21 protein-coding genes, 1 tRNA gene and 5 pseudogenes are annotated in these 20,269 nt (G+C 37.6%); 5 read left to right on the top strand and 22 right to left on the bottom strand.

Annotated elements, in window-relative coordinates:
- Positions 1–339: 339 nt before the first annotated feature.
- From AC2TEO_RS18055 to AC2TEO_RS18045, 3 genes are all read right to left on the bottom strand, one after another.
- Positions 340–615, bottom strand: coding sequence for a phage integrase SAM-like domain-containing protein (locus tag AC2TEO_RS18055; protein ID WP_442267788.1), 276 nt, complete (start codon positions 613–615; stop codon positions 340–342).
- Positions 616–631: 16 nt separating this feature from the next.
- Positions 632–973: an Arm DNA-binding domain-containing protein gene (locus tag AC2TEO_RS18050; RefSeq protein WP_442267787.1), complete on the bottom strand. Its 342-nt coding sequence runs from the start codon at positions 971–973 to the stop codon at positions 632–634.
- A 237-nt stretch (positions 974–1,210) separates the two neighbouring features.
- Positions 1,211–1,292: transfer RNA gene (locus AC2TEO_RS18045), tRNA-Leu, on the bottom strand.
- 224 nt (positions 1,293–1,516) lie between these two features.
- On the opposite strand from AC2TEO_RS18045, the gene AC2TEO_RS18040 reads away from it, so the two are divergent.
- Positions 1,517–1,753 (top strand): hypothetical protein, encoded by a 237-nt coding sequence (locus AC2TEO_RS18040; RefSeq protein WP_442267786.1) that lies wholly within the window; start codon positions 1,517–1,519, stop codon positions 1,751–1,753.
- A gap of 454 nt (positions 1,754–2,207) precedes the next feature.
- Here AC2TEO_RS18040 and AC2TEO_RS18035 read toward each other — a convergent pair whose 3' ends face one another.
- The 6 genes from AC2TEO_RS18035 to AC2TEO_RS18010 form a co-directional block, all read right to left on the bottom strand.
- Positions 2,208–2,465: a hypothetical protein gene (locus AC2TEO_RS18035; RefSeq protein ID WP_442267785.1), complete on the bottom strand. Its 258-nt coding sequence runs from the start codon at positions 2,463–2,465 to the stop codon at positions 2,208–2,210.
- Positions 2,443–3,627 (bottom strand): DUF6090 family protein, encoded by a 1,185-nt coding sequence (locus AC2TEO_RS18030; protein WP_442267784.1) that lies wholly within the window; start codon positions 3,625–3,627, stop codon positions 2,443–2,445. Before AC2TEO_RS18030 ends, AC2TEO_RS18035 begins: the two co-directional genes overlap by 23 nt.
- Complete coding sequence (locus AC2TEO_RS18025; RefSeq protein WP_442267783.1) at positions 3,624–3,947, bottom strand: alcohol dehydrogenase catalytic domain-containing protein; 324 nt, start codon at positions 3,945–3,947, stop codon at positions 3,624–3,626. The genes AC2TEO_RS18030 and AC2TEO_RS18025 overlap by 4 nt, the downstream gene beginning before the upstream one ends.
- Before the next feature lie 105 nt (positions 3,948–4,052).
- On the bottom strand, positions 4,053–4,382 hold the full coding sequence (locus AC2TEO_RS18020; protein WP_442267782.1) for a netrin-like domain-containing protein: 330 nt from the start codon (positions 4,380–4,382) through the stop codon (positions 4,053–4,055).
- 223 nt (positions 4,383–4,605) lie between these two features.
- Positions 4,606–4,728 carry a LuxR C-terminal-related transcriptional regulator gene (locus AC2TEO_RS18015; RefSeq protein ID WP_442267781.1) on the bottom strand — a complete coding sequence of 41 codons (123 nt, stop codon included), beginning with the start codon at positions 4,726–4,728 and terminating at the stop codon, positions 4,606–4,608.
- Entirely contained in the window at positions 4,691–5,170 is a 480-nt protein-coding gene (locus AC2TEO_RS18010) for a hypothetical protein (protein WP_442267780.1), read from the bottom strand. Before AC2TEO_RS18010 ends, AC2TEO_RS18015 begins: the two co-directional genes overlap by 38 nt.
- Positions 5,171–5,749: 579 nt before the next feature.
- Between AC2TEO_RS18010 and AC2TEO_RS18005 the strand changes: the two are divergent.
- The 3 pseudogenes from AC2TEO_RS18005 to AC2TEO_RS17995 form a co-directional block, all read left to right on the top strand.
- A pseudogene (locus AC2TEO_RS18005) lies at positions 5,750–6,244 on the top strand (HupE/UreJ family protein); the annotation flags it as partial.
- Between the two features lie 183 nt (positions 6,245–6,427).
- Positions 6,428–6,857, top strand: a pseudogene (locus AC2TEO_RS18000) (dCMP deaminase family protein).
- A pseudogene (locus AC2TEO_RS17995) lies at positions 6,854–8,440 on the top strand (S41 family peptidase). Before AC2TEO_RS18000 ends, AC2TEO_RS17995 begins: the two co-directional pseudogenes overlap by 4 nt.
- A gap of 308 nt (positions 8,441–8,748) precedes the next feature.
- Here AC2TEO_RS17995 and AC2TEO_RS17990 read toward each other — a convergent pair.
- The 7 genes and pseudogenes from AC2TEO_RS17990 to AC2TEO_RS18065 form a co-directional block, all read right to left on the bottom strand.
- Complete coding sequence (locus tag AC2TEO_RS17990) at positions 8,749–9,357, bottom strand: FAD-dependent oxidoreductase (protein WP_442267779.1); 609 nt, start codon at positions 9,355–9,357, stop codon at positions 8,749–8,751.
- A gap of 196 nt (positions 9,358–9,553) precedes the next feature.
- Entirely contained in the window at positions 9,554–10,078 is a 525-nt protein-coding gene (locus tag AC2TEO_RS17985) for a MarC family protein (protein WP_442267778.1), read from the bottom strand.
- Positions 10,079–10,629: 551 nt separating this feature from the next.
- Positions 10,630–10,977 (bottom strand): hypothetical protein, encoded by a 348-nt coding sequence (locus tag AC2TEO_RS17980; RefSeq protein ID WP_442267797.1) that lies wholly within the window; start codon positions 10,975–10,977, stop codon positions 10,630–10,632.
- Between the two features lie 144 nt (positions 10,978–11,121).
- Positions 11,122–11,478, bottom strand: a complete 357-nt coding sequence (locus AC2TEO_RS17975; RefSeq protein ID WP_442267796.1) for a TonB-dependent receptor domain-containing protein — start codon at positions 11,476–11,478, stop codon at positions 11,122–11,124.
- Positions 11,479–12,466: 988 nt separating this feature from the next.
- Positions 12,467–12,763, bottom strand: a complete 297-nt coding sequence (locus AC2TEO_RS17970) for a hypothetical protein (RefSeq protein WP_442267795.1) — start codon at positions 12,761–12,763, stop codon at positions 12,467–12,469.
- Between the two features lie 207 nt (positions 12,764–12,970).
- Positions 12,971–13,216 carry a hypothetical protein gene (locus tag AC2TEO_RS17965; RefSeq protein WP_442267794.1) on the bottom strand — a complete coding sequence of 82 codons (246 nt, stop codon included), beginning with the start codon at positions 13,214–13,216 and terminating at the stop codon, positions 12,971–12,973.
- 1,218 nt (positions 13,217–14,434) lie between these two features.
- Positions 14,435–14,914, bottom strand: a pseudogene (locus AC2TEO_RS18065) (SusR-related protein).
- Between the two features lie 340 nt (positions 14,915–15,254).
- On the opposite strand from AC2TEO_RS18065, the gene AC2TEO_RS17955 reads away from it, so the two are divergent.
- Positions 15,255–15,380, top strand: coding sequence for a hypothetical protein (locus tag AC2TEO_RS17955; protein ID WP_442267792.1), 126 nt, complete (start codon positions 15,255–15,257; stop codon positions 15,378–15,380).
- Between the two features lie 492 nt (positions 15,381–15,872).
- On the opposite strand, the gene AC2TEO_RS17945 is transcribed toward AC2TEO_RS17955, so the two are convergent.
- The 6 genes and pseudogenes from AC2TEO_RS17945 to AC2TEO_RS17920 all read right to left on the bottom strand — a co-directional run.
- Positions 15,873–15,941: a hypothetical protein gene (locus tag AC2TEO_RS17945; RefSeq protein ID WP_442267799.1), complete on the bottom strand. Its 69-nt coding sequence runs from the start codon at positions 15,939–15,941 to the stop codon at positions 15,873–15,875.
- Between the two features lie 4 nt (positions 15,942–15,945).
- Positions 15,946–16,665, bottom strand: a complete 720-nt coding sequence (locus tag AC2TEO_RS17940) for a relaxase/mobilization nuclease domain-containing protein (RefSeq protein WP_442267791.1) — start codon at positions 16,663–16,665, stop codon at positions 15,946–15,948.
- 190 nt (positions 16,666–16,855) lie between these two features.
- A complete protein-coding gene (mbpA, locus tag AC2TEO_RS17935) occupies positions 16,856–17,149 on the bottom strand; it encodes a mobilization protein MbpA (protein ID WP_442267790.1) in 294 nt (97 codons plus the stop codon).
- Positions 17,150–17,231: 82 nt separating this feature from the next.
- Positions 17,232–17,915 (bottom strand): DUF8464 domain-containing protein, encoded by a 684-nt coding sequence (locus tag AC2TEO_RS18060; RefSeq protein ID WP_489749564.1) that lies wholly within the window; start codon positions 17,913–17,915, stop codon positions 17,232–17,234.
- Between the two features lie 1,244 nt (positions 17,916–19,159).
- Entirely contained in the window at positions 19,160–19,447 is a 288-nt protein-coding gene (locus AC2TEO_RS17925; protein WP_442267789.1) for a primase-helicase family protein, read from the bottom strand.
- Between the two features lie 582 nt (positions 19,448–20,029).
- Positions 20,030–20,269, bottom strand: a pseudogene (locus AC2TEO_RS17920) (tyrosine-type recombinase/integrase); the annotation flags it as partial.

The raw sequence follows: 20,269 nt of genomic DNA, 5'->3' as shown, positions 1-20,269 counted from the left end.
TCTTTGATTAGTATAAACAGGCAGTAATCGGTTATCAAGAAAGGCAATATGCTCATATTTTTCTATTAGCCTTTGAGCAACGGGTAGTAAGGGAATGCTACTAAGTGTTTTAGTTTTGGTTCTCTTAGTCCTGATCCAAAGGTTACCATCAATCCCTTTTACAATATCATCAGAATTCAATTTTTGAACATCAGCGTAGGATAAGCCGGTATAACAGGAAAATAAGAATACATCCCTAACATGCTCAATCCTGGAATTAAAAATTCCTTTTCCATTATTTTGATGATTTCTTCTTTAGTTAAGAATTCACGATCTCTCGCTTGAAGTTTGAGTTTGAAGTTATAAAATGGATCCTTCTCCAACCATCCGTTTCGCATAGGCTACCCTTACAATTTTTTTGAGATAGGAAATGTACTTGAGAGCGGAATTATGGGAAAGGACTAACTCTGTTTTGAGGTAATAAATAAAAGCATTTACAAATTTTGTATCAATATCCTTTACAGGATAATCTTCTATCTTAAAGTTGGAAGAAATAAATGATTTAAGATGTTTTTTGGTTGTTTCATACCTTTGAAGTGTTCTGTAAGAGTAATCTTTACCAACCAATTTTTTCATTCTTGAGTTATGTTCTTCAAACATTTGAGAGAATAGACTTATTATCATCGCTATTTCCTAAATATTCATTTTTAATTCCTACAGCAGTTATTTCCTCTCCCTTTTCTAAAAGCTTCTGATAGATTTCGTAAATCCGATTTTTTATAATATCAAGGTTTCGATTAATCTGCTTAGCTTCAATAGATGATCCAATAACTTTATTCGCTTTTGAATTCCATTTGGACAAGGGAGCCTTCCGCAGCGTACTGGCCTCAGCCCTCTTACCATCATAGGTAATCCTCAGATATATCGTAGCATGAGTAGCGTTTTTGTCTTTACTCTTCCTTACATAGAATAATACCGATAAGAGATCTTGCATTTTTCTTCAATTTTTCGATATAAATATATCGGATTAAAATGAAATTAAAAATTCGTAAACTCTTATTTAACAGTGCTTTACACCTCATTCGGGCGCACTTAATTTTAGCGGCTAGGTGCGCCCGAATTAGACACCTTTTAATTGCATTTAAATGATATTTTTTAACATCAATAAAAATTAAAAACCCCGTAAATACTGAGATTTACGGGGTTTTGCTGTAATTTGATAAGTAAAAAGTACTCGAGGTGGGAATCGAACCCACACTCCCGAAAGAACTGGATTTTGAATCCAGCGCGTCTACCAATTCCGCCACTCGAGCCTAAATGGACGGCAAAAATATAAAAAATTTGCTTCAGAGAAACGAATTATCGGCAAATAATTAATTTCTCTTTTTATCATTACTCACTGCCGATTTTTTTGCTTCATTTCGTTAACCCAAACCCCTTTTACACAATAGTTTGACTCTGATATAAAAATTTTAAGGCTTTTAATTTTTGAATCATTTTGATATATATTCGCCCGATTTTTAATTCAATCACAAAAATGAAAAAAATGATTTTTGGTGCTCTTGCACTTGCCATGTTTACTGTAACTTCTTGCCGTAACGAAAATACTGAAACCACTGAGGAGACAGTAAATGAAACTGCGATCAATGAAGAAGGAACTCTTGAAATGACTACTGAAGAAGTTGAAGACAGCCTTGAGGTTGAAACTGAAACTGCGGTAGACTCTCTGGAAACCACTACAGAAACTGAGCAGGAAGTACCAGCTGTTCAATAAGAAGGTTCAATATTCTTAATTTTCCAAGTCCTGCCAGAAGCAGGACTTTTTTATTTCTCCTAGTACTAAACAACCAGATCTTTACACGATAATTTACCGGTAAACGATCACTTTTCCCTGCTGCAGTAGGTGTTTTGCCTTTTTCCAGTTTGGCAGCTCTGTGGCATCTATAGTTAAAGTCCGAATTTCCCGGGCTATTTTTCTGCTATTTCTCATCGCTTCAAGATGAGCACCGCTGCCTGCAAAATTTCTCATGGTCGACTCATCTGGCCAGAGAGTCATGGTATAATGCTTCATCCAGATCCCTCTTTTTCTGAAACTCCAGACAACCACTGGTCTTAACCTGTCGGCTTATCTTTAAGGCCTGCAGGAGAGGTTGAAGAAATGCCCAGGGTTTTCTTAATTGCAGAGAAGTGATAGTTGCTTTCATATTCAATATTAAAATAGTCCGTTTCTATTTCTTTTCAATTTCTGAATCTATAAGCATCAGAATATTATCAATTTCTTCCAGTAATGGCTGATAATGAGAAGTTTCTGTACTTATCCCGGTAAGTATATAAACCAGAAGATTATTTTCAAATTCTCTTGACTTCAACACCTCCAGATTACTATTTGAAACCTGGGCTATTTTCAGGTCTAATTCCTTTGAAATGCCAGTTTCATCTATTATTGTTTTGATACTGTTTTGATCATTCCTGAAAATATCCAGCATTTTCTCCCTCTGATCTCTCAAGTTGGATTCCTGCCGATGTATACTTTGAATAAAAGATTCCCATGAAGTAAGATTTCTGCGTAAACCAGCATTCGAAATATCCTTTAAGCTGACCGGAATTAATAAGTTCGGTTAACAGAGAGTTATTTGGATTATAATCGATCTCATAAGAGAATGAACTATAGAGAAGTTCTGATAGCTCTTTCTCTGAAGGCCTTCTGCTGGTATCGCTTATAAATCCTGCTATCTTTTTTGCTCCTTCATAATTCAATCGGTTTACCCCGATAAGATTCTGCAGTTTTACCCTGCTTTGTAAAAATTCCTCTTTCAGTGCCGCCAGATAAAACTGTTCTCGATCTTCGGTGGCCTTTCTCTGGTTCCAGTTATTGATTCCAAGTGCTATCAGGATTCCTATTACAATTAGCACCACCTCCCCTATGGCATATAAAATGTACCTCCCAAATTTATTCTGGTTGATTAACCATCTGCGCGTTTTCCTGAAAAGACTGATCATTTTTGAACAATATTGAGAATGACATTGCCAATTTTCTCCCCTGCTCATTACGTATTCAAAAGCTTCCTTTACTTCATGCATGGAATAACTTCGATCTATAAGCGGTTTATATTTTCCGGTTTCAAGAAGTTCTGATACAATCTTGAGACTTTTGGGTATATCCAGGGGAAGTGGAAATCTCACTTTTTTTCCTTCGGAAAAAGTAGTGGTAACCGCAAGAAAAGGATTTTGAGAATATGGACCAAGTTCCGAAGAAATATAGATCCCATTATCTGTAAGCAGTCTTTCACACTTTCCGAAAGTGCTTTTTCCAACCGAATCGAATACATAATCGTATTTTTCATCATCCTGAGTGAAATCTTGAAGCTTATAATCTATCGCCCTTTCTGCTCCAAGAGATAGTAATTTTTCCAAGTGTTCTGTAGGTCCTGTCGCTACTACCTGTAAACCATGGAATTTTAGCAATTGAATCAGGGATGAACCAATAGCACCGGTACCACCATTTACCATCGCTTTTTCACCAGCACGCAACTTCACCTTGTTCAGAAAATTAATGGCATAATGGGCTCCCTCTGCCGAAGCAACGGCCTCCTCGTATGAAATATCCTGCGAAATATGTCTAATCGCTTTATTTACAGAAATATTCATATACTCTCGGCCATAGAAGAAAGGCCGTTATCGTCAAAACCAAATATTCGATCTCCCACTCTATAGTCAATAACCTCGCTTCCAACCTCCACAATTTCACCGGCAAAATCGGTTCCCGGTATAGGTTTCATAGGACCCGTTAGACCAGTGAATATTCTAACAATATAAGGTTTGCCGGTAAGGTTAGCACAATCTGTTCTGTTTACCGTAGTAGCATGGACCTTTACCAGAATTTCGTCATCATTGATCTTCGGAATTTCGGATTCGGTGATGCTTAGAACCTGTGGAGGTCCATAATGGGATCTTGTAACTGCTTTCATGATATATAAGAAGAACCTCACAAACAACTCACACCCAATCTTATAGGTTCTATATTTTATAGTGAATTTAAGAATATCTTTGAAGAAAGCGGTCACTCCCAAATTTCATCTTACAAATTTGCTGGCATAACTATTTTTATACGACCCGCTTTTTTTTAAAAAACTTAAATCATTATTCAGCCTGTCTCTATGCCTTTCGGTATCCATTCTAAGGCTACGTGTGAATAGATCGGTCATAAAATAATTTTCTTTCTTATAACCATAGATCAGCCATTCCTGGCCAGGCATAAAGCCTATTCCACACATTGATGAATACTGATGTGAACGAATTTCAATGTCTTTCTGAATTCCTTCGCCCTTATATAGTTTTTCAACCCGAACGGTGTAGATCACTTCTTTTCCTTCTTCCCTTGCTTTTTCAACTCTGCCCTTCAATATAAGATCGTAAGAATCATATTTTTTCTTCGGAAATCTCTCCCACCGGAAGGCATGAACAAAAATCTTCTGACGGATTCAGTAGAAAAGCAGTGATAAGGACAAATAAATAACTCATATTAATTAAGGCTTAAAGAAATTACCCCACCTGCAATACATTTTGCGACCAGTTCAGTAGTATTACCGCAACCGCTTTTTTGAAGAATGTTCTTTCGATGTGTTTTTACCGTATGAGGGAAAGATTAAGTTTACTGGCAATTTCCTGAGCACTTAATCCTCTGGCCAGATCGTTTACTATTTGCTTTTCTCTATTTGAAAAAAGTTCTGCAAGTTGGTCTTTTTTCACTTTCACAGGAACTTAAATCGAATTTCCCGGCAGAAATATCCACATTAAAATAACATTTTCCACCCTCTATATTAACAAAAGAAACGCTATTTGTGCTGCGCAATTTCAGGTGGGAGACATCTGTTTGGATACATAGTACATGTTCCGGCATCCCATTTTCCAAAACGCTTAGTGGGATTGCCTGGTATAGCATTGTTCTTAGCTTTCCACTGGCATCTTTCATTCGATACGAGAACATATTTTTATAGTCAAGCGCGCTTTCCTTATCCAGAAAAGAAGTATAAAAATCTGCTACGACCTTACTTGTTAGCTTGATCTTTTCAATCTCCTCTGGCAGCACTGTTTTCATTAGATCTTTAAGGTCGATATCGGCAACTTCCTTATCCACGAAAATCTCCACAGATTCTGAAACATATTCCAATTCAAAATTATGAAGGTTCACAATGTACATGTAGGAGTTTCCACAGCGAACATGGAAGCATATCTTTTAAAATCTTTCGAGACATTAAAAGGCCTATAGTCCCTCACTTTTTGTGAGTATACTTCCTTCCAGTGATCTGAAATTTTTACGATATCCTTATCCATAAGGGAGGTCTAATTTGGAGCGTAAAGATAAAAATTAGTAACCTAAAAAGAAGAATTTCTTAATACTACAGAAATAACAGATTTCTGTAAAATAAAAAACCTTCCGGAAATATTCCGGAAGGTTAGCTAAGTGGATAAGTCAGTGTTAGTTTTGGTATATCTTGATCTATTAACATCGAATCTTACCCCAAACAAAACCAATTTTTAGAAATAAGCCCTACACAAATTTCTAAAGCCCAAAACCGTATCACTTCATATCCCAATAAGGTTCGGCTAATTTACGGCATCGAATAGGTTTACAAAATACCCCAAAAATGGTATATTTTAAACTTTATGAGAAGTGATATTATGACATGGAAAACTTCGTAAGCTAAAGTATACTTTGCTTTTAACCGAATAAGTTGTAATTTCGGCTCTTTCCGACAAATATTTGAATATGTCCCAATTTTGGCTCTACTTTAAGCTTGGACTGGACCATGTACTGGACTGGCAGGCATACGATCATGTACTATTCCTGGTTGTGCTGGTTGCTTCGTATGGTTTTTCATCATGGAAAAGAGTTTTATGGCTGGTAACACTTTTTACTCTGGGACATACCCTTGCGCTTTTCCTTTCGGTATATGAGATTGTAAAAGTTTGCCACAGATTATGTAGAATTCTTAATTCCTGTGACGATTATAATAACGGCGATATTTGACATTTCAACGGCCGGAAAAAAACTCAGAAATACCAATTTCAATCTATTATATATCACTACCGTTTTCTTGGAGTAATTCATGGGCTAGGTTTCTCCAACTTCTTTAAAAGCACGGTTGCAATCTACGATTCAAAATTCTGGCCACTGGTAGAATTTGCTCTGGGCATAGAACTTGCGCAGATCATAGTAGTTCTTGCAGTGATGATCCTTTCTTTTATTGCTCAGAACATTTTTAATGTCTCAAAAAGAGACTGGATACTTGTTACAGCTTCCATAGTCATAGGGATTATACTCCCCATACTTCAGGAAAGCTACCTCGCTTTGTAGAATTAAGGATTTTTAAACTACATTTTTGACAATAATCTTTTAATTTGCAGCTCATTATTAATTTCTGCAGATTAGATCTTTACAGTTTCCATGAACAAGAAAAAACAGCTTAAATACGATAAGGCATATTTGAGAATTGCCAGAATGGAGTAAATTATCACATTGTAATAGAAAACAGGTTGGCGCGTTAATTGTAAAGGATAGAATGATCATTTCTGACGGATATAATGGAACTCCAACCGGATTTGAGAATTTTTGCGAGGATGAAGAAGGATATACCAAGTGGTATGTATTGCATGCCGAGGCCAATGCTATCCTGAAGGTAGCCGGTTCTACTCAGTCATGTAAAGATGCGACGCTTTATATTACCATGTCGCCGTGTAAGGAATGTAGTAAGTTGATACACCAATCTGGCATAAAGAGACTAGTCTACCAGATAGATTATAAAGACAATTCGGGCCTTAGCTTTTTGAAAAAAGCAGGCGTGGAATTACAACAGATAAGCGAACTTGAAGATTGAGAAAAAGGAATAAAATATATACTCCGCTATTATTAAGCATTGCCTGTGCCATTGGACTTATCCTGGGCGCAAGGCTTAATTTTGATACTTCAGACGAACTTTTCTCGGCTAATCCCAAAAAACAGAAATTAAACCGCCTTATAGATTACATCGATTATGAATATGTAGACGATGTGAATACTGATAGTATTGTTGATATTACCGTGAACCGAATTCTGGAGAATCTGGATCCTCATTCGGTTTATATTCCAAAAGAAGAATATGCTAATGTCACCGAAAATATGAAAGGTGATTTTGTGGAATAGGAGTAAGCTTTTACAACGTACAGGACACTATCGTGGTGATTAAAGCCCTGAAGGTGGTCCAGCGAGAAAATTGGGATTCGCGGAGGAGATCGTATTCTTTACGCCAATGGAAATAAGCTTTTTGATAGAGGTATAAGTAATGATTCAATCACCCGCCAGTTAAAAGGAAAGAGAAAACACCAAAGTAACCCTGAAAGTTTTACGCAAAGGCATTGAAGATCTGTTGACTTTTAAGGTAAAACGCAGTAAAGTTCCTCTTAAAAGTGTAGATGCTGCTTATATGCTTACTGATAATCTGGGTTATATAAAAGTAAACCGATTCGCTGAAACTACCTATAAAGAATTCAGCGATGCGATTTCCGACCTTAAAAAGGAAGGGGCTACACAGATTGCTCTGGACCTGCGTGACAACCCGGGAGGATATCTTTCTGAAGCGATTAATATCGCCGATGAATTCATTAAGGATGACAAGCTGATTCTTTATACCAAAAATAAAAGCGGCGCTATAGAAGAAACTTACGCTCAGCGGGAGGGAGAATTCGAAAACGGGAAAGTTTTTGTTCTTATAAATGAAAATTCAGCATCTGCAAGCGAGGTGGTTGCAGGAGCACTACAGGACAACGATGTTGGAACTATCGTGGGAAGACGATCTTATGGAAAAGGTCTGGTTCAACGGGAAATGGAACTGGGAGATGGCAGCGCGGTAAGACTCACCATCGCCCGCTATTATACCCCTACCGGAAGATCGATTCAGAAACCTTACAATAACGGTAACGAGTCTTATTTTAACGACTATATGCGTCGTTATAAGAACGGGGAACTAAATAATGAGGACAGCATCGAGGTGAACGACTCGCTAAGGTTCGTCACTCCTGGCGGAAAGGTTGTATATGGTGGTGGCGGTATAATTCCGGATGTATTCGTACCCAAAGAAACCGATTCAGAAAAAGAGAAACTTACCTTTCTTTTAAGGGGCGGCTATATGAGCCGGTTTGTCTTGACGTGCTTGAAAAAAACCGGCAGTATTATAATTCCATTCCTAAAAACCGATTCGTAGAAGAAATTGAGATCACAGACGAAATGATCAACGATTTTGATACTTACCTTCGTCAAATGAGTGTACGAATGAATCTAAACGGCCAGCACACCCCTTTGCTCAAAAAATACCTGAAAGCTGAAATGGCTCAGCAACTTTTCGGCACGAATGCATTTGAACGGTATTTAAATGAAGATGATCGAATAATTGAGAAAGTAATCGAGTTGTCTATGGAAAAATAATAATTTGGATTTCCGTGAAAGACATTTCGCCATATCTTATTTCCCTTTGGTGGTTTATTCCTCTGCTTTTTTTCACTATAGCAGTGATATTCAGACTACTTGACAACAGCACTTATCTTTTCCTCAAACGGGATATTCTTATTAACTCTTCAAACGTCTCCAGAAAGATCCTGAAAAAACAAATAAAGCTTAATAGCGACCCGGTTTTCACAAGACAGTTAAAGCGAGCTCTGGTCTTCAGGAATCTGCAGCAAAGTTTCATGATCTCTGCAGCAGTAAGTTTTCCAGTAAGTCTCGTGTGTTATTTGTTAACCTAACTTATCGTGCACCTTGGTGTGTTCTCCCTCATTCCAGCCGGTAAGAATATCGGTAGCTACAGCTGCTCCGCTGCCACTGGCAATAGCAAACTGACTGCGCCAACCCGCCAGTGTTCCTGCAACATATAGACCCGGCTTTACCAGGTGATCTTGATTTTTTAACTGGATACGATCTTTGGACACCTTTGCTTTTTTATGCGGAATTAGATACTCTTCCAAACCCTTGATTCTGAACGGACTTGTATAACCAATAGCTACGACTACCTCAGCAGAAGTATATTCATTTTTATTCGTGATTACCCTGAATCCCCCTTCAATCTCTTTGACTTCCTTTACCTTTTCCTTCTGTATAATTTCCATCAAAGGATAAAGTTCCTCTAAATGAGACATTCCTCTTTTTAAAATTTCGTCGCCCCGGGTACCCGGCTCAATTCCGAAAACATTTTTCAGCAAGGCTGACTGTAAATGAGAAGATCTTTGGTGAAGGATAATTCCTGCTCTTTTATCTTTAGCGTAAGGCTTTTCCATGGCTGAACCTATCACCAATGCACAAGACATTCCTGCAGCTCCTCCACCTATGATTAGTACATTAAAATCCATATTAATTAATCCTGTTTATTAGCAATACTTCTGGAAACAAGCAGGATTATCATTAAGATTACCACGCACAGGCTTGCGAGAATCACAATTAGAGCATTGCCACTATCTCCTTCGGTAAGGTTCTGAAAATTAAGTACGCTTGCGCTAATACCTATAAAAACTACGGCTAAAAATATGACTGTATAGATAAAATATTTCATGCGAATAAACTCTGAATGTTTTCGGCAAATAATTTAACTGCTATGGCCAGTAGAATCACTCCAAAAACTTTTCTAATTACATTAATTCCCTGGCTACCCAGAAACTTCTCAATTTTTGCAGAAGATTTAAGCACCAGGTACACAAAGATAATATTGAAAAAGATAGCCACAATGATATTCACCATTTCATATTCTGCCTGCAGTGAAACCAGTGAAGTCATCGTACCCGCTCCGGCGATGAGTGGGAAGGCTAAAGGTACTATGGACGCAGTCTCCGGAGCATCATCTTTATAAAGGCTTATCCCAAGAATCATCTCCAGCGCCAGAAAGAATAGAATAAACGAACCGGCTACCGCAAACGAATTTACATCTATACCAATAAGATTTAGAATTTCCTTTCCAACAAAAAGAAACACTACCATAATAATTCCCGCCACTATAGAAGCTTTTTCGCTTTGGATATGACCTACTTTTTTTCGAAGATCAATGATAATAGGAACACTTCCTACAATATCAATCATAATATCTGAGGTCCACATGCGTAGATTATAAAGTTTTGGCCATTGTAAAGGCTGGTAAGCACCATTAACCACCGTTATTAATTCCTCTTCGTTCGCAGGATAATTTTCAGTATTTATTGTGTCTAAAAGGTTGGCTTATCCAAATAGTCTTTCGTACATAGCTAATACTAAGTGCTGAAAGAAGAAGCAAAATGATTTTTGATATATGTCTTTTCATGATCAATTTTTTAGAATCCAATGTTCAGTCCAACAGTGAATGTTCGCGTTACAGGATAAATATTATTGTCTATTCCATTGGGGCCAACTTCAGGATCGAAACCTGAATAATCGGTAATGGTAAAAAGGTTCTGACCAGATAGAGTATACTCTCGCAGAGCTCAAAGGACTGTTTGTGAAACTATCAACCGGAAGATTATAACCGAGATTCACATTTCTCAGTCTTAGATAGGAACCATCTTCGATATATCTGGTTGAGGGTCTGGCATTGTTATTAGGATCAACCAAACACTGCACGGGGCATCGTGTTGCTAGTTCCAGGACCGGTCCACCTGTCAAGGGACTGCCGTTGACTGATTTGTGGTAACCGACATGTTTTCAGTATAAAGCCTATTAGCATTAAAAATATCATTTCCATAAACTCCCTGAAGGAAAATATTCAGATAGAAATTGCCCATTTTGAAGGTATTATTCAATGAATAGGTGAAATCAGGATTTGGATTTCCAATGAAAGTTCTGTCATCATCATTGATGATTCCATCATTGTTCAGGTCCTTATACCTTATGTCTCCAGGGCAGTGCCTGGTAGCAGGGTTAGTCCCTGGCGACTGCACCGCAGCATTGTTAACTTCTTCAACTGTTCCTGTGAAAATACCTTCCCTGAACAAAGCCGTAGAAAACATTTACCGGATAACCAGGCTGAATCCTTCCAAGAGTATAGTTCAGTCCTATATTTCCCCGTTGTAAGAGGTGTGTCACTATTAATACTTATCACCTCATTTTCATTATAAGAAAACACAAAGTCTGTACTCCAGCTGAAGACATCATTATTGAAATTGTAGGTAGTTAGCAATACTTCTTACCCCACGGTTCCTGATCTCTCCTGCATTGATGTATGGTACAAAAATATCCGGAGTATCGGAAGTCACAGGTACAGATTGTGGCACCAACATATCCTCAGTATTCTTCTGGTACAGATCAACGGTAAGATCCATGAACCTGTCAAAAACAGAGGCATCAAGACCAATATTATATTGCACCTGAGATTCCCACTGCACATTCGAGTTAGGCAGCACTGTTGGAACTGCGGCGGTGACAAAGTTATTATTAAAAGTTATAGCGATACGTCTTATATGCTGAAGCAAAGGCATAGTTTCCAATCTCCTGATTACCGGTGATACCATAACCTAACCTAAGTTTGAGGTCATTGATAGTTTCTGAGTCATTCAGAAAACTTTCTTCGGTAATTCTCCATGCTGCAGATGCCCTAAGGAAACGTTCCGTACTTATTTCCATCCCCAAATCGGGGAAGACCCATCACGCCTAACCGTTGCAGTTAAATAATACTTGTCTTTATAATCAAAATTTCCTCTTGCGAAATAAGAAAAGAGTGCCCATTCAGATCCACTTCCGTTTAAGAGTGGTCTGATCCATCCCATTGTTCAATTGCTGAGTAGATTCACTAGGGAAATTCTGAATGGATCCGCTAATGAATTTGAAATTGGTTTTCCTGTGCACTTGTACCAACTACTCCGGTAATGGAGGAACCATTATCAAATTCCTTATTATAGGTTATTGTATTATCCCACAGCAAAGTTCAGACTTCGGTTTGCAGATTCACTTAAAAAAGCATTAGGTGAAACATCTGTATCCCAATCATAGGCAGGGGCCCATGTTCTGTTCTCAGCAACCAAGAAATTAGTTTCTGCCCCAAGTAGTGATTTAAAAGTAAAAATCTTGAAGAAAATCAAGCTCCCCGAAAATCTTACCCTGCATATTAAAACCTTTGGTGGAATTCTCGACGACGATATTTGATTTCCCCGATTGGGTTCTCTATGTCACCTGAATAAAGTGGCTGAACCGATTGGGCCTGAATAATCACCATCTGCTCTAAGGATTGGCTGGGTAGGCAACGAAAGAATAGCATTTGTGTATATTATTTTCCCCATTTTCCTTTATATCATAATTAAGTTTTATGCTATTCCCAAAACGAAGATTATCGTTGATATCGCTATCACTATTGAATTGTAACATTGTATTGAGTATATTCGGAATTGATTATAGTACCCTTCCTGATTGAAAACGTTCAATGAAGTATAGAGATTTGTAAATCTCACCTCCACTGGGAATATGAAACTGTAGCATTCATTCTGTCTTCCTGTGGTGAAAAACTCATTTAACCAGTCGGTTCCGGCTCCAAGAGAAGCTCCGATCGCTAAAATCTGGATTGGTCTGAATACCTCCATTTGCCAGCATTTCATTATTTAGCTGGGCAAATTGTTGTGCATTAAGGACATCAATAACACTAGTAGGATGCTGTACGCTTGAAAACATATCCACCTCCATTCGGGCTACCCCTTCTTCTCCTCTTTTAGTAGTAATCGTTACCACTCCGTTAGCTCCCCGAGCTCCATAGATTGAGGTAGCCGATGCATCTTTTAAAACCTGCAAAGATTCCACATCTTTCATGTTTACCTTGTTTAGTCCGCCATTTAAAGGCACTCCATTCTACAACAATAAGACAGGTATCATTATTTCCAATTGTACCTGTACCTCGAATTCGGAAGGTTGGATTATCTCCTGGCTGACCGGAAGTTATTACCCGAACCCCTGCGGCCCGGCCCTGGATGGCATCTCCACATATTACTGGAAGGTTGGGATTGTACATCATCAAGATCAATCGAGGAAACCGGCACCAGTAAGATCTCTTTGTTTTCGATTCCCGTAACCTACTACCACTACTTCGTCTAAAGCAGCAGCATCAGACTCAAGCGTAACTTCGACAGGCCTCCTCAGTTGCCGCAATCGTTTTCGTTTTAAAACCAATAAAACTGATAGAAATCTGCGATTCAGGAGAAAATCCTCAATCTGAAAATTTCCATCAAAGTCGGTAACTACGCCATTATTGGTTCCTACTTCCATAACTGTTGCACCTGGAAGAGGAATTCCCTGATCATCCTGAACAATTCCGGAAACACTTTATTTGAGAAGTTTCATCCTGGGCATTTACTGAAAATTGTGCTCCTAAAAGGAGGATCAAAAACAAACAGCTCTTGATACTTTTAAAAGCATTAATTTTTGTGCGATTTAGCATTGTTTGAAATTTATTTATCTGGGTTAAAATTGTACAGAAACCGGTTAAAGATTTCAGCGACATTTCAAACTTGCAAAAATTAACACCTCATATCACGGTTTTTTATTTTTGTATAGAAAAAAATGTTATCTTGATTTATTAGACAACTGATTTTTAGCTATTTAATAAAAATTAACTATAGCAAACTATATAGAAAATAATGCTTTATAAAGGATGTTTTAAAAGCTTTAATGTAGTATTATTGAGTAGTTTTTCGTCAAAATCCTTGGTATCTACTAATGATTTCTTGCGAATTTTTGTTTTATAGGCGTAGATAGAATTTGACAGAATAGCCTAAAATCTGAGCAATAATTTCATTATGATTAATTCCAAGGCGGATTAAGAGCAAAAATCCTGAATTCCTTATTCAGGATTTGTCCTTTTTTACCTTCTCATTTTTTGATCTTTTTTGAGTAAGGAATTGAATTTCTTCGATAAAATTGGGGAAGAGTTTTATAAAAGCTTCATCAAAGTCTTCCAAACAACTTTTGCTTTTCCTTTTTTAGATCATAATTTGAGACCAGATATTTAGCTTTTTCATAATTGTTTTCGGCTGAGATACCTGTCTTCAACTCCTACTTTAAAATTTCTGAATTTCTCGAAAATATCAGCATCCTGAGTGAAAAAAGAAACCGATATACTCTTCTTTAATTTTATTAGCCTCCAGTAATTGATTATTAACCCTGAGTAGTTCAGCATTCGGTAGGTCTCATTTTATCATTTACCTGAAACTATTTCTTTATTGGTTCTCTGTTAACTTTTCATGAAGCTACTGTAACCATCTTTTTAGCTTTTTTAAGTTTATTAACCATGGGAATAGATTACTAGAGCAAGAGCAATTACAAAAATCAAAAGTACCCCCATAAAAATATTCTGCCAGTACAATCGCTCTCGTTGTTTCTCAATTCTCTGTAATAATCTTCTCTTCGATCAGCGGTAAAATTGCACCTACAACTAACTTTTTCGCTGTTGAGCTCCATAGAAACGAGCATCCGCATTTGCCTTTTTTATAAATATTGAAGCATTCCTACATTATCTTCTTCGAACATTAATTCTGCGAGACGAAGCATTGACAGATTTTCTTTTGTAGATGTTTGAATATCGAAAATAGCTGATTTGGCCAAGTGAATTATAGCTTCCTCATTCTTCTCTTCCTGCATATAAATGCTCCCTCAGCAGAAAATGAACTCAAAGCTGCCTCTCTCTAAGTTCAACTCATTAATTAAAAGCCCATTCAATATTTCTAAAGATTTCTTCATTATTTCCTTTTTGAAAACTCATAAAGCCCTTAAGAAATGTATTAAGAAGGTTCCCTCATCAGTAAGTTGGAGGGCGCATTGTCGATATCTCCCTGCAAGTTCCCTATATTCGGCAGAAAAATATGGCAGATTACTGTATTCCGCCATTTCCCCATAACAGCGACCAAGAAGTCCGAAATACAGTGAGCGCATATCCTGAGGAATTTTATTCGGATCTATAATATCCATAAACTTGAAGGTCTTCTTTATACATCCCAGATGAAACACTTATATCAGCCAGACTAAATACTGTATTTGCAATCAAGGCGGTATCTTCTAATTGTTCAGCCAGCTCCCTACTTTTTTATGCCATAAGCGGAAAGCCTGAATCACGTCTGAATACCTGGTACTCCTCAACAGACTCCGGTTGAGATTATATCTTGTTTTAATTTCTTCTTTCTCAACGCCAGAAAGCTCTATCTCTAAGACTTATCGATTCGATCAATCTTTTGCAAATCATAATACGCAGACTTGTCTCTATCTCTTGTTTTAAGCTCTTCAAGAATCTCCTCCTGAGAAAAAGATAAGAATGGAACTATTACAGAGGAATGAAGAAATGATGAGGATTTTCAACATAAAAAATAGAGGGAAGTTAAATTTTGACCAAGATAAATTATCCAAGGAAAAGAAAAAATTAATAGATCCAATACCATAATTTTTATGATACACATAGAAAATATGTTGAAAAACTTATGTTCTTACAGAGGCATTTTTCCCCAATCACTCTGCATAGTTGACTTTATAAATGAAGAAATTAGCCCGAAACAAAACAGGATATATAGTCTTTTTAATTTTTATATTCTAACCAGTTGCAGTACTCTTTCTTTATCTCCAGATTTTCAGATAAAAATATGTGATAAGATTTAAGTTCTAATTCAGAAAGTGTTCGATAGATATGGAACTTCTCTTCTTCTATATTTTAGTTAGTGTATATAAAATATCCAAATCCGGATATTAGTAGAACCAGAATACCTGCATACCATACAAACACGTAATTCGGGATAAGGCTGGCGTGTTCCAGTTTATCATTTATATCTCTGAATAATTCATTTTTTAGCTCGTTGGCCTCTTCCTGTTTTGAAGAAAGCTCTTTAGATTCTCATCAATAACAGCTGTACTGATAGAAATACTCGTTTCATTAAGCTCTTTAGATAATGCTTCCAGTTTTTCGAGTGAAAACTTTGAAGTCGGCCATTTCATCGGCCATCAGTTCCATGATCTCATCTAGTTTTTTCATAATAATTATTATTTAGTAGCCCCATTCCCATACCGGCATCAAGTCCTCGCTTGATCACCTGTTTCGCGAGGTCCTTAGCGATCTTACTGGCCATATTCGTGCTTAGTTGTACGGTGGTATTCACCAGCTTTAAAGTTTTCGGTACTTCTTTGAGTTTGGTGTAACTGTTATTCTGAGATATTTCTGCGATCAGTTTACTGCCAGTCATAGAGCGGTGCACCTCACTTCCTTTTAAGTTTGCGCCCTGGTATTCGAACCGGAAGCCCTGCAGCTGATTGGATTTATTGATACTCGGAATCACCTTTACATTACGAGCATTCATTTTCTGGATATAATCATCTAGGGATTTTGGCCTGGACTCCAGAACTTTGTTATTGATATGTCTGATGGCCAGTCGCTGCCATTTTAATTCCTGTAGTTTTTGTTGTTGAACTTCCTTGACCCGGGTAAGTCCTAATTTTTTGGCTACATTGTCTGCTGCTATCTGACTTCGTTTTCCAATAAAACTGTCTTTATAGACTTCTCCTTTTAAGCTGATACTATTCTCAGCATAGATATGAATATGGGTATGTTCTTTATCCTTATGAACAAACCCAATGGCCTGGTGATTTTTAAGGTCCATTTCTTTGATAAATCGCTGAGCGATCTTTTCCAGGTCCCGATGGCTTAGGTTTTCACCATCTTTGACCGTTGGACTTACCACGAAGCTCAAGGTATTTTTAGTACAGCGGTCATTTTGCGATTGAATGATCCTAATTCATCGGTGATCTGTTTAGGAGTTTCACCGGCCAGGTTTTCTTTAAGCACCACTTCGGCCTCCTTCTCCTGGTTCCAGCCATACTCTTGATGGAGGCCTGGGTCCGTGATATGGATTGTCCTTTTCCGATCATCGTTTAAAGTTGTATAGGTGTTGCCGTATTTCTTCTTTGGCCAGGGCTTCTACATTCCTGGCCAGTTTGGGATCTCTTTTCTTTAAACATATTACTGATCCGCATAAAGTTGTTTTTATACTGGATGAGCATCTGGTAACATTTCAATTGTTCCGGAGTGATTCTTTCCACCATATTAATTTCAAAGGCGGTAGATCTCAGATATTCAGAAAGTGAAATTCCCGCCCTGGCCGCTCTTTTTTTGAGTAGCTTTTTCTCGTAGATTGAGCATCGTATCTGGATAACTTCCCGTTTCATAATTCTGTCCTTTTTTTTAATCTTTGCAACCTCCGGGCGCAAAGCAAGATTGTCATGACAATGACACATCTTGCTTTGCTACTCAAAAAAGTTTTTGGCCACTGGAAACACTATGTCCACTAGTTAGCTTTTCATTGAGATCTTTATAGTTTTTATAGCGATGACTTTGGTCTTTTATATGGGGATAATACCGCAATAATTCGGTGGTATTTTTCTTCCCTGAAGCATCATTATCCAGATAGAGATCAATGCTTTTATAGCTCTTGAATTTGGGGGTGATCTGTTTTAAAAATGACAGTGAGTTTAAGACAATGATATCCGAGTTCTTTAATTCTTCCGGATATAATTCAACTATGGATAACAGGTCAAACATGCCTTCACATATCATCAGGTTATCTTTAATTTTCTGGAGGTAAGTGAAGCTTTTAGGAGAACTGGAGGTTTTAAAATATAGATTGCGAAGTTCCCAGCTTCTTCTTGATTGTTCTGAAGTCCAATTGCATAATAGGTCTTTCCCCTGACATTCATACCATACTTCCTTACAATATTTTCTGGCTACCTGTAAAGAGATGCCTCTGGATCTTACATATTTCTTTAAATAGCTCCTCGAGATCGGTTGGACCTTTACGATAGTATTGCCGTTATCCCTTTCTAAAGTATCTGTAACTGGTCCTTGAAATGAGTATACAGGTAGTTCATCAGACAGGAATTGAAGGGCTTCGGCAACACTACAATTAGAAATCTTGCAAATCAGGTGCGATGACATTTCCACCTTCGCCTATTCCGAAGTCATACCACCGGTTCAGTTTTAAAGATACCTTGAAAGAGGCCTGTGTTTCTGACCGGAGGGGACTCGGAAACCAGGCTCTTTCTCCCTTGTCCTACGGGGAAAGTGCCCCGGTTTTGCGAGCGTTTCCACAATGCAAATACTGCGGGCTCTTTCACAGGTTAGTTTTCGCTTCTCTCATGATCCTTAATTTTAGTTATATCCACAACAGCTGAATGAAGTTGCTGTTGAAATAAAAAATGTATTATGGTGATTGTCTTATTCATTTCTTTTCTGTTTACCTAAACAAAAACCCCTCACTTCTGGACGGGGTTTTGTTTAGGTAAATCGATGAAAGACGATCCTATTTTTTATTTCAATAGCATTTTCATTGTTGGTATTTAGCTTTTGTTTTGTATCTCGGCCGTCTTTTCTTAATTTCTGTCATCATTTTCATTTTGATGACAGTTTGATGACAAAATGATGACAGCCTAAACCCCTACTATTACTGGTCTCATCCTATTCTGTCATCAATTCATCAAAAAAAAGAGAGAATCAGAAGCTTTTTCCTGAAAAGTTCGTTTAAAAATGATGAAACGATGACAGCGAATGGCAAACCCCGTGAACACTGGTGGTTCCCGTGTCATCATTTTGTCATCAATTCATCATTTTTGTTTGAGCCGGCAGGTTTTAGCCGATCTTCTCTTCCTCAAACTGCTGCTGTAAGAACATTTTAGTTATAGTGAAATAGCGTCCTTTGGCTTCTTTCCAGTTAATATCTCCATCGGCGTAGGTGACAAACCTCAGATAGCCGTTAGAGTTAGGTTGATTGGTCAGTTTCCAGTCCTTTTTAAAGATCTTACGGATCTGGGTCAGGTCGAGTTGAGTATCCGCGATTTACCAGGGCATTTAAAACATTCTACCGGACATACTTTAATCTCCTCTGAATTATCTGTTTCCATAATGGCCAGGAGTAAGCTGGCCATCTCCTTTGTCTACCCGGTTCCTGATCATTATGAACCAGCCTTTTTAAGGCTTTTGTTTCCAATTGTTCCGTAGTAAACCACATGCGTGTCTTCTTTTGAGTTTGCATTTGCCTGTTCCTTAAGTAAATATAGAAATGCCGGGATCTCATGATTGAGCTTTTCGAGTAATTCGGTCTCTTCCTTTTCTGCCTTGGGAACTTTTCAGGACCCAGAAACGGGTCTCATGCTGATCGATCTCTGATAAAATTCTCCTCATTATTACTGCAGAGAATGAACTTGCCCGAAAAATTCCACTTCCCGCTTATCCTTTCCTTTTGCCTCCAGCTTGTTAAAATTGGTGGTACTGAGGTATTTGATACGTTCGGTCAGTTCTTCTTTATTAAAAAGCACTTCATCCACGCAGATCAGCAGTTTATTGGTCCAGTCAGAATTGAACTGGCTACTGAAATCATCATTAAGCAAATACGTAAGATTTCCCTGGAAGATATTCTTTAGCCATTTGAAAAGTGCTTTTTCCCGTAGAGCGTTACCTGAGAAACCAGACAAAGGATAGGAAGGATCTGAGTGGGTTTAGGTATAAAGCAGCTGCAAGATAATCCAGACCTAGTTCAAAATGAGGTCCTAAAATATGTTTAGACAAATGCTAATGATCGTTTGACACTTCCTTCTTCCGGCGTATGGCTCGAAGGAGCATAGGTGTTATAAAAGTTATGAAAGGTCGATTGAAAATTAAGATGGTTGGGAATGCAGGTGAAGCCATCAAATTTAGGGATCTGGGCCAGAAAGGTCTTTCCGTGATCCTGGCGGATAGTTTCGATATTCCAGGGAATTTAAACTTTGATTTAGCATGTCCTGAAATGGAAGGAATTTGTACCAGTTTATAGTACTGGGTGCAGACTTCTGATGTAAGTGTTTTCCTGCTTCACAATAGACCTGTAATTACATGATCTATTAAAAGTAAGAAATTATAAATTAATTAAAAAATATTCACTAATTTGTCATATTTGCTGAATATATATCAATTATTATTAAATTAAACTAAATAATATAATTTTTCGTAATTGTAATAAAATGCTCCAGTAAATGATTTTAATTCATTTTAAATAAAATTATGAACATTTTTTCGTTTTATTTAGGTGCTAGCCTTTCCTTTAGAAGCTCCATATCTTCGCTAAGCTTTCCATCTAAAATTTTCGGCATAATGTTAGTAGTTTTTAGCGATTGATGTCCCAGCATTTTACTTACAGATTCAATTGGGACGCCGTTTGATAAACTTACCGTAGTAGCAAAAGTATGTCTTGCCAGTATGAAAAGTTAGATTCTTTTGATTTTGCATCTATCTGCAATTTCCTTAAGGTAACTATTCAT

The organism is Tenacibaculum aquaeponti (genome assembly GCF_057221555.1).
The sequence above is the reverse complement of the archived record's forward strand: the minus strand, read 5'-3'. Positions and strand labels throughout refer to the sequence as shown.